This window comes from Thermodesulfobacteriota bacterium (assembly GCA_036482575.1).
Classification (GTDB): Bacteria; Desulfobacterota; GWC2-55-46; order GWC2-55-46; family JAUVFY01; genus JAZGJJ01.
Genome location: JAZGJJ010000161.1, coordinates 1 through 7792 on the forward strand (window position 1 = coordinate 1; position 7792 = coordinate 7792).

Annotated in this window: 9 protein-coding genes; 6 read left to right on the forward strand and 3 right to left on the reverse strand. The window is 56.6% G+C overall.

Features of this window, described 5'->3' with window-relative positions; translation table 11 throughout:
• The 6 genes from V3W31_07050 to V3W31_07075 all read left to right on the forward strand — a co-directional run.
• Nucleotides 1–286 (forward strand): hypothetical protein (locus V3W31_07050; protein ID MEE9614695.1); only part of this gene is annotated, 286 nt, incomplete at its 5' end.
• A 379-nt stretch (nt 287–665) separates the two neighbouring features.
• On the forward strand, nt 666–1370 hold the full coding sequence (locus tag V3W31_07055) for a DUF5343 domain-containing protein (protein ID MEE9614696.1): 705 nt from the start codon (nt 666–668) through the stop codon (nt 1368–1370).
• Between the two features lie 478 nt (nt 1371–1848).
• Entirely contained in the window at nt 1849–2535 is a 687-nt protein-coding gene (locus V3W31_07060) for an FmdE family protein (GenBank protein ID MEE9614697.1), read from the forward strand.
• A gap of 129 nt (nt 2536–2664) precedes the next feature.
• On the forward strand, nt 2665–3657 hold the full coding sequence (gene fbp, locus V3W31_07065; protein ID MEE9614698.1) for a class 1 fructose-bisphosphatase: 993 nt from the start codon (nt 2665–2667) through the stop codon (nt 3655–3657).
• A 15-nt stretch (nt 3658–3672) separates the two neighbouring features.
• A complete protein-coding gene (locus V3W31_07070) occupies nt 3673–4482 on the forward strand; it encodes an SUMF1/EgtB/PvdO family nonheme iron enzyme (GenBank protein ID MEE9614699.1) in 810 nt (269 codons plus the stop codon).
• The gene (locus V3W31_07075) at nt 4460–5074 is read left to right on the forward strand and encodes a cation transporter (GenBank protein MEE9614700.1); all 615 of its coding nucleotides are present in this window, start codon (nt 4460–4462) and stop codon (nt 5072–5074) included. Before V3W31_07070 ends, V3W31_07075 begins: the two co-directional genes overlap by 23 nt.
• Here V3W31_07075 and V3W31_07080 read toward each other — a convergent pair.
• The 3 genes from V3W31_07080 to V3W31_07090 are packed head-to-tail and all read right to left on the reverse strand — an operon-like array spanning nt 5071 to nt 7749.
• Nucleotides 5071–5427: a transcriptional regulator gene (locus V3W31_07080; GenBank protein MEE9614701.1), complete on the reverse strand. Its 357-nt coding sequence runs from the start codon at nt 5425–5427 to the stop codon at nt 5071–5073. The genes V3W31_07075 and V3W31_07080 overlap by 4 nt on opposite strands.
• 25 nt (nt 5428–5452) lie before the next feature.
• Complete coding sequence (locus tag V3W31_07085) at nt 5453–7225, reverse strand: TIGR03545 family protein (GenBank protein MEE9614702.1); 1773 nt, start codon at nt 7223–7225, stop codon at nt 5453–5455.
• On the reverse strand, nt 7222–7749 hold the full coding sequence (locus tag V3W31_07090; GenBank protein ID MEE9614703.1) for a TIGR03546 family protein: 528 nt from the start codon (nt 7747–7749) through the stop codon (nt 7222–7224). The genes V3W31_07085 and V3W31_07090 overlap by 4 nt, the downstream gene beginning before the upstream one ends.
• Between the last annotated feature and the right edge of the window lie 43 nt (nt 7750–7792).

Below are 7792 nucleotides of genomic sequence, written 5' to 3' on the forward strand. Positions count from 1 at the left end.
TACGCCCACGGCCCTTGAGAAGCTCAAGCTCAAGGGGTTCCTGTCTCTCGAGGACTTCAACGTCCTCAGCGACGCTTACGCGTTCTACAGGCTCCTGGAGACGCGCCTTCGGATAGTGCACGACAGGCCCGAAGGCGTCCTGCAAAAAGGCTCCCACGAGCTCGCCTCCCTTGCCCGAAGGGTATGGGGGGAAAATGTCGATGGTAAAGGGGAGAAACTCCTCGACGAGTACCTCGGGTATGCGGAGAAGGTGCGCGGGATATACGAAAGGGTGATGGAGGGGTAATACTTGCTCTAAAACCGCCCCGTCCAACGGGGTTCCTTCTTTTCTTCAAATGAAGAGTCTCATATAAAAGCATCTTCCCATGGGAATCCCACCAGCATGATCTCCTCATTCCCTTCTAATAATAAGCCGAAAGTCTTTTAATCGGCCACAAAAACTCCGCTATCGTTGGAATCCCACACCTTCCCTAGCAATGGCCCCCCCCAAAAAACCGCATAATAACGAGTTTTTCACGCATTTCTATCGCCTCCTGACCCAAGCATATCAATTCCAAAAAATATTTTCGGCAAAGTTGCACGTTGGAATATTTACACTTGACTTGGAATGGAATTTCATGTATTCTACTTTAAGAATGGAATAAATCTTGCCCATAGGAGGCCTTATGAAAAAAGAAAATAGTCAATCGCATGCAAAAACTGGAGTCCCGCCTTATATCCCCTATAAGACTTTCCGCAATTTCATTGGTAGCTTACAGCAAGGGGTGCCGAGTCGTATTGACCGTAGCCTAATGGGTACGATGTCGGGAGGATTACAACAACAACTTCTAGCGGCATTGAAGTATTTGAGATTAATCACAGAAAAGGGAGGTTCGACAGAGCAGCTAACTCGTTTGGTAAAGTCTGAGGGCGCAGAGAGACAAAAAAATCTAACGGAAATCCTTCAATCTTCTTTTCCTTTTCTCTTCAGAAAAGAATTTGATTTGGAAAATGCAACTGCCCATCAATTAGAGGATGAATTTAAAAACGTGGGGGCTGGGGGTGGGACCATCCGAAAATGCGTCAAATTTTTCATAGAAGCCGCTAAAGATGCACATATCGCTATATCGCCCTATATTCTGAAGGCGAAGCATGGGACTAAAAATTCTGTAGTGAAGAGTAAACCAAAAAAAAGGAAAACATTTAAGCGAACTCCTGAGAGTGAACCTTCTCCCCCTGAGCAGAGTAAACAGGTTGAATGGCCACAACTACTATTATCAAAATTCCCAAGTTTTGACCCTGATTGGTCAGATGAAGTCAAAGCAAAATGGTTCGATGCATTCGATCAATTGATGAAAAGAGGGGAAAAAGAGAGTGCGGAAAATGAATAGAAGAAAGGAGGTGAGCAGGAATGGAAGGGGTTATAAACGAATAAACCCTACTGGCAGGTAGGGTTTATTCGTAACAACAGGGGGCCTTGATGAGAAGGCCCAAGTGCTATTAACTACAGCTAAAATTATAGCATCTGGAAAATTTCTTGTCAAGGCCCTACTCCAAAAGGAAAGGAGGTAGGGCCAATGAAAAAGAGCAAAAAAGGATATAGGTTGATTTTTGTCGCCTATATTACAACCCGTAGTGGCAAGCGTATTTATGCTCGCCGGTATGGGAAAAAAGCCTTCCCCATCCGGGTGAAGGACTAAGGAAAAGGGGTGGGGTCTGAATTAGACCCTACCCCTTTTTTATTCTTTTCAAAGGTAACTTTGCAATATCCCGTTCGACGGGTCGCTTGACTACCTTAAACCCATTCTGCTACACTTATATATTCTACACTACATAACATACCGAAAGGAGCACGTTAAATTGGGAAAAGTGGAAAAGGTGGAAAAAGAAGAGACGAAGTGGCGCCAGGATTTTTTCGACGAGGTGGAGACCATAAAGGTAAGGGACCCGCTCGCCTACATCCTCGGCGCACAGAAGGAAGGCGAGCCGTTCGTCTTCACCTATAAAGACGCGGTAAAGCTCGCTGGCCATTCCTGCCCGGCGGTCTCGGGCGCGTATAAGCTTACGGCAAAGGCCCTTAAAGCTCTCTACGGCGACGAAATACCGGTAAGGAGCCAGATAAGGGTGCTCGTAAAGGGCGGAGCCACGGACCTCGCCTACGGCCCGCAGGCCCAGGTCATCTCGCTCATAACGGGCGCGGCCGGAATAACCGGGTTCAAGGGGCTCGGGGGCAGGTACGGCAGGTTCGACAAGCTCCGGTTCGACTCGCAGGACTTCCAGTTCGGGACCTTCATCTTCCAGAGAGAGGACACGGGCAAGGCCGTAAGCATCGTCTACAACCCACAGGCCCTGCCGCCGGACGATGAGCTCGGCGAGCTCATGCCGCTCGTGATGCAGGACAAGGCCACCGACGAGGAGAAGGAAAAGTTCTTCTCGCTCTGGCAGGGCAAGGTAAGGAAGATACTCCTCGAAGACGAAAAGTACCCGGGGCTCTTTACGGTCGAAGAGCTGGAGGGTTTTACCTTCCCCGAGACCGGGGCCGTGGCCACAGCATAGGGTGCTGCCGCACGGTTAGCGTGTATGCGGTCCCATTACGGTTTTAATGTCGCATATCCCTGACGGTAGTTCGGAAATTGAAACCCCGTCACGGGGTCCTTTAAAAAAGTTGGGAGGAGGCGGGGTATTATGAAGACCGGCATGCCGCTCATCAAATTCCTGCTCGAAGAGCAGAGGCATTTCCCCGGGTCTACCGGAGACTTCACCGGACTCTTCTCCGAACTGGTCCTCGCCGGCAAGATAATCTCCCGGGAGGTCAACAAGGCTGGGTTGATAAACATCCTCGGGGCCACGGGCCACACGAACGTGCAGGGCGAGGAGGTCCAGAAACTTGACGACTACGCCAACGCCAGGGTGGTCCAGACAATGGAGCACGGCGGGCACCTGGCGGGAATGGCCTCCGAGGAAGTAGACGACGTCATAGAGATACCCGACAGGTTCCCCAGGGGGAAGTACCTCCTCCTCTTCGACCCTCTCGACGGCTCCTCGAACATAGACGTCAACATAAGCGTCGGGACCATCTTCTCCATCCTCCGCAGCCCCTCGGGCGGCAAGAAGGCCTCGGAAGATGACTTCCTCCAGCCCGGCACCGAGCAGGTCTGCTCGGGCTACATAATCTACGGGTCCTCTACCATGCTCGTCTACACAACGGGCCACGGCGTACACGGCTTCACGCTCGACCCGACCGTCGGGGAGTTCCTCCTCTCCCACGAAGATATAAAGATACCCGAGAAGGGTAAGGTCTACAGCATAAACGAGGGCAACACCCGCCACTGGCTCCCCGGCACCCAAAGCTACATCGACAAGGTAAAAAAGGACGGCCTGAGCGGAAGGTACGTGGGCTCGCTCGTCGCGGACTTCCACCGGAACCTCCTCAAGGGCGGAATATTTCTCTATCCGGCCGACAAGAAGAACAAAAAAGGGAAGCTCCGCCTCCTCTACGAAGCCAACCCGCTTGCCTTCGTCGCGGAGCAGGCAGGCGGAGCGGCCTCGACCGGCGAGGAGCGCATAATGGAACTCCTGCCCACCGAACTGCACCAGAGGACCTCGCTCATAATAGGCAGCAAGGCCGACGTCGAGGAGGCCGAGCGGTGCATGGCAATGCCCGCGGCACGGCAATAATAAAGAGGCCGAGCGGTGAGACGAAAAAACGCCCTTGCCGGAGCCGCCCTTTTCCTTGTTTTAACCCCGCTCCCCTCCCTTGTCCTCTCCGAAGAACTCCCGGTGCCGGTGGTACCGGAAATGGTATCCGTAAAGGGCGGCTGCTTCGAGATGGGGAACACCTTCAAACGTTACTTCTCGAACGAGCAGCCAGCGCACGAGGTGTGCGTCGGGGAGTTCTCCATCGGCAGGTACGAGGTCACCCAGAAGGAATGGAGCGCGCTCATGGACCGTAACCACTCGCACTTCAAGGGATGCGAGATGTGCCCGGTCGAAAACGTCAGCTGGGACACGGTCCAGGTGTTTATAGAAAAACTCAACGAAAAAACCGGCGGGAGCTACCGCCTCCCGACCGAGGCCGAGTGGGAGTACGCGGCAAGGAGCGGGGGCAGGAAGGAGCAGTGGCCCGGCACGAACGAGAAGGGCGAGATAGGCGAATACATATTCTACCACGGCTACGCCCGTGACAGGACCCACCCGGTGGGGCTCAAGAAGCCAAACGCCCTGGGCCTCTACGACATGTCGGGCAACATAAGCGAATGGGTGAGCGACTGGTTCGGCCGCAACTACTATAAGGAGAGCCCCGGGAAGGACCCGAGGGGGCCGGAGACCGGCAAGGTAAAGGTCCACCGGGGGGGCTCATGGGACGTCCCGTGCCCCGAAAGGGTGCGTACCACCCGCCGCCGCTATGACTGGCCCGGCAACTGGGAAAACTTTATAGGCTTTCGCCTGGCGCATCCCGCCGGGCGGCCCGACACCGCAAGTGCAGAACCCACATCTCCATAAACGAGCGCTCCTGCTCGAGTACTTCACCGTCGGCTATAACGTGCTGGAGGGTATCCTCTCCGTCCTCGCGGGCTACCTCTCCGGGAGCATCGCGCTCGTGGGCTTCGGGCTCGACAGCGCCGTGGAGTCGATCTCCGGCGGGGTCCTTATCTGGAGACTCAAGAAACACGGGAAGATATCCCCGGAAGAAGAAGAGAGGGTGGAGAGGAAGGCCGTACGGCTCGTGGGCGCGAGCTTCTTCGTCCTCGCCGCATACGTAGCGTACGAGTCAATTAAAAAACTCTACCTCGCCGAAGCCCCTGAGCCTACCCTTTTCGGCATAGCCATAGCCGCGGTCTCGCTCATCGTAATGCCCTTTCTCGCCTACGCCAAGCACAAGACCGGTAAGGAGATGGGGAGCAGGTCTCTGGTGGCCGACTCGAAGCAGACGCTCGTCTGCTCGCTCCTCTCTGTGGCGCTCCTTATAGGGCTGGGTCTTAACTACCTTTTCGGGCTCTGGTGGGCCGACCCCGCGGCCGCGCTCGTCATAGTGGCGTTTATCGTAAGAGAGGGGATAGAGACTTTTCGGGAGGAAAAACTCTGTGGCTGCTAAGGCGTTATCGAGAAGAGCGGGGGTTCGATGGCTTCGCCCCTGCACATGGGACACCTGCCCGGGGGTTTTAATCTCTCCCGCTTCTTGAAGACAAAGCCGCACTTCACGCACTCGGCGGGCGTGTGCCGGAAAATGGAAAAAAGCTTCCGGGCCTTCCGTATATGTTCGAGGTGGTCGTAGACCTCCTTCTCCCTCACTCCCACGAGACCTGATATATCCTTTGCCGAAAGAGGGCCGTCTTCTATAAGGGAGGTTATCTCGCGGCGGATTGTTTCGTGCCTCTCCGGAGGAGTGGGGGAGGATGCGGGGGAGGGGGAGGGGACCGACCCACGGCCTCTCTTCTTATCGCTCATATGAATCCCGGCATGGGGTTGGTTGTCAGAACGGGAGCTTAACGCCGCCGGGCAGGATACCGCCCGTGGCGCCGCCGGCAAGCTCTTCCATGAGGCCGTCGCCCTGCTTGAGCCTCCCGGCGGACTCTCCTCCGAGGGACTCGACACCGCCGTAGCTCTTGAGCATCTCCCCGAGCGGGCCGTCCGTCTTGGCGAGTATCCCGGCCTTTAGCTCCTTTTCGAAGCCGGCGGCCTGGTCCTTCACGAACTTTCCGAGGGCCTTCTTCAAGACCCGGTCGAGGTCGGTGGAGACGCTCAGCTTGTGGTCGTCGATCGTGCCGCTTACCACGGCCTCTACCCCGAACTTCCTTATCCCCTCTATTGCCTCGCCGAACGCCTTTGCGACCTTGCCGGCGTCCGCGCCGACTGCGGCGTCCACCCGGACCGAGCCGAAGGCCGCCTTAATGGCCGTATCCATCGCCTCGCCCTTAAAGCCCGCGTCGATTGTCAAGTCCGCCGTGGCGGTTTCGAGCACGAGGGGGAGCTCCTTGCTTACGGAGAGCTCGCGTTTTTCGAGACGGAGCCCCTTCATATCAAAGCTCGCCGTGTCCGAGATGTTGGTGGGGTCGCTGTGGTCCAGGGCGCCTGAGAGCTTTATCGAATCGAGGCCTTCGAGCTTTTCTCCGGAGAAGTCGAAAGTTAAAGGACGACCGATGATCTTCTGGTCCGGGGTTATGTCCCTGACAGTACCGGCTATCTCCCCGGCCGGGATAGACACGCTAAGGGCGGCCTTCCGGATAAGGAACTCCGGTGTGGGCTCGCGCTCCGTGAACCGTACGTTCACGCCCTTCATGCGTACGGGGCGCACGACCTCTTTACCCCCGACCTTCTCTATCCCTCCCCCGAGGTAGGGCGCAAGGCGCCGGTACCATCCGAGCCCTTTATCCACGGAACCCCCGAGCCGGGCCCCGAAGAGGTTGCGGCTTATGTTCGAAAGGCCCTCGGGCGTAAGGGAGTACTTCTCCTTGAGCCGTTTTATATCTTCGCTCGGGGCCTTCCTGGCCTCCTCTATCCGCGCCTTATAGCTCTTGATCCCCTGCTGAAGCTCCGTGTTAAGCTTCCTGGCCCTCTCTATCTCGCCTGAGATCTCCTCTTGAAGCTTCTTAGCCTCGGCCGCCCCGCCGATGAGCCCCGCAACGCCGCCGCTCTTCGAGCCCTTGAGCTTTTCGATCCGTTGTTTATAAGAGGCTATCTTCTCCTTATCGAGGAGCCCCTTCATCTCCCCCTCCCACCTCTTCCTGTCGGCCTCGATATCCCTCTTGAGCGCCTCCGCCAGCTCCAGGCTCTTGAGCCCTTCCTTTGAGAGCACCGCCCTAATGTCGGGGAGGTCGAACGACGGCATGGCGAAGACCTCCTCCGCCTTTTCCTTTACACCGGCCGAAGCCCTTTCCAGCGCCGTATCCACGGCCCCGGAGCGCTCCCTCGGGGTGTTAAAACGTATCCCGTCGGCCGTAAGCTCCTCGACTATAACCTTCCTTTCGAGCGCCCTGCCCGGATCGATCAAAAAAGCTATCCTCTTGACCTCGACGGCGTTGGTCATGGGCTCGTCCGGGTTCGTTACCTCGAGGCCCGTGAGGGTAAGGCCGAGCGGGAAGAGGGTTAAGTCCGCGTCTTCGAGCTCCACCATCGCGCCCACCGCCTCGGTGCCGGCCCTCTCTATGGCGCGCCGTATTATCCCGTCAGCGAAGATATACCAACCGGCGAATATCAGTGTCGAGACGACGACAAAACCTATGAGCCCCTGCCACCTTATCTTCACAGCCCCACCCCCCCGCCCCCCATCTCCGAGTACGACGTATACAGGCGGTAGAACTTCGACGCCTTGAGCGCCTGCATGAACTTCGTCTTCTGCACCCACTCGAGCACGTGCTCGCGGTAGTTGCGTATAAGGACGTTCAAGACGAAGAAGAGCGGCACGAAGAGTGCGAGGGAGAAGACGAGGCTCCCCATGAGGACCGAGTTGTTGAAGCCGATGAGCCTGAAGAAGGTAATGTTATAAAGCGACGTCCAGAGCCCCTCCAGGGAACCAGCCGTGAGTATCGCGAGCCCGGCGGCGTGAAAGACCGGGTCGAGCAGGTAGGAGAAGCCCGAGAAGAGCACCAGGCAGAGGATGAAGGTGGAGAGGTTTACGGTCAGCACGAGTGCCAGGAGGAGCACGAGGAGGTTATGTGGGCTCGAAATGGGAGTAAGCCCGGCGACCATCGCAAAGCAAGCCGCCAGACTTATCTGCGAGGGCGCCGTCTCCGAGTTGAGTACCTTCAGGAACCTTACGAAAAACCGCATAGCGCTGTCTCCTCCGTTTACAACCTCAGTCTATACCAATAAC

Bases quoted from the DNA above. Each gene is read 5' to 3' on its own strand.
- V3W31_07090 (MEE9614703.1), bottom strand. From the start codon at position 7,749: ATGCGGTTTTTCGTAAGGTTCCTGAAGGTACTCAACTCGGAGACGGCG.
- fbp (MEE9614698.1), top strand. From the start codon at position 2,665: ATGAAGACCGGCATGCCGCTCATCAAATTCCTGCTCGAAGAGCAGAGG.
- V3W31_07080 (MEE9614701.1), bottom strand. From the start codon at position 5,427: ATGAGCGATAAGAAGAGAGGCCGTGGGTCGGTCCCCTCCCCCTCCCCC.
- V3W31_07055 (MEE9614696.1), top strand. From the start codon at position 666: ATGAAAAAAGAAAATAGTCAATCGCATGCAAAAACTGGAGTCCCGCCT.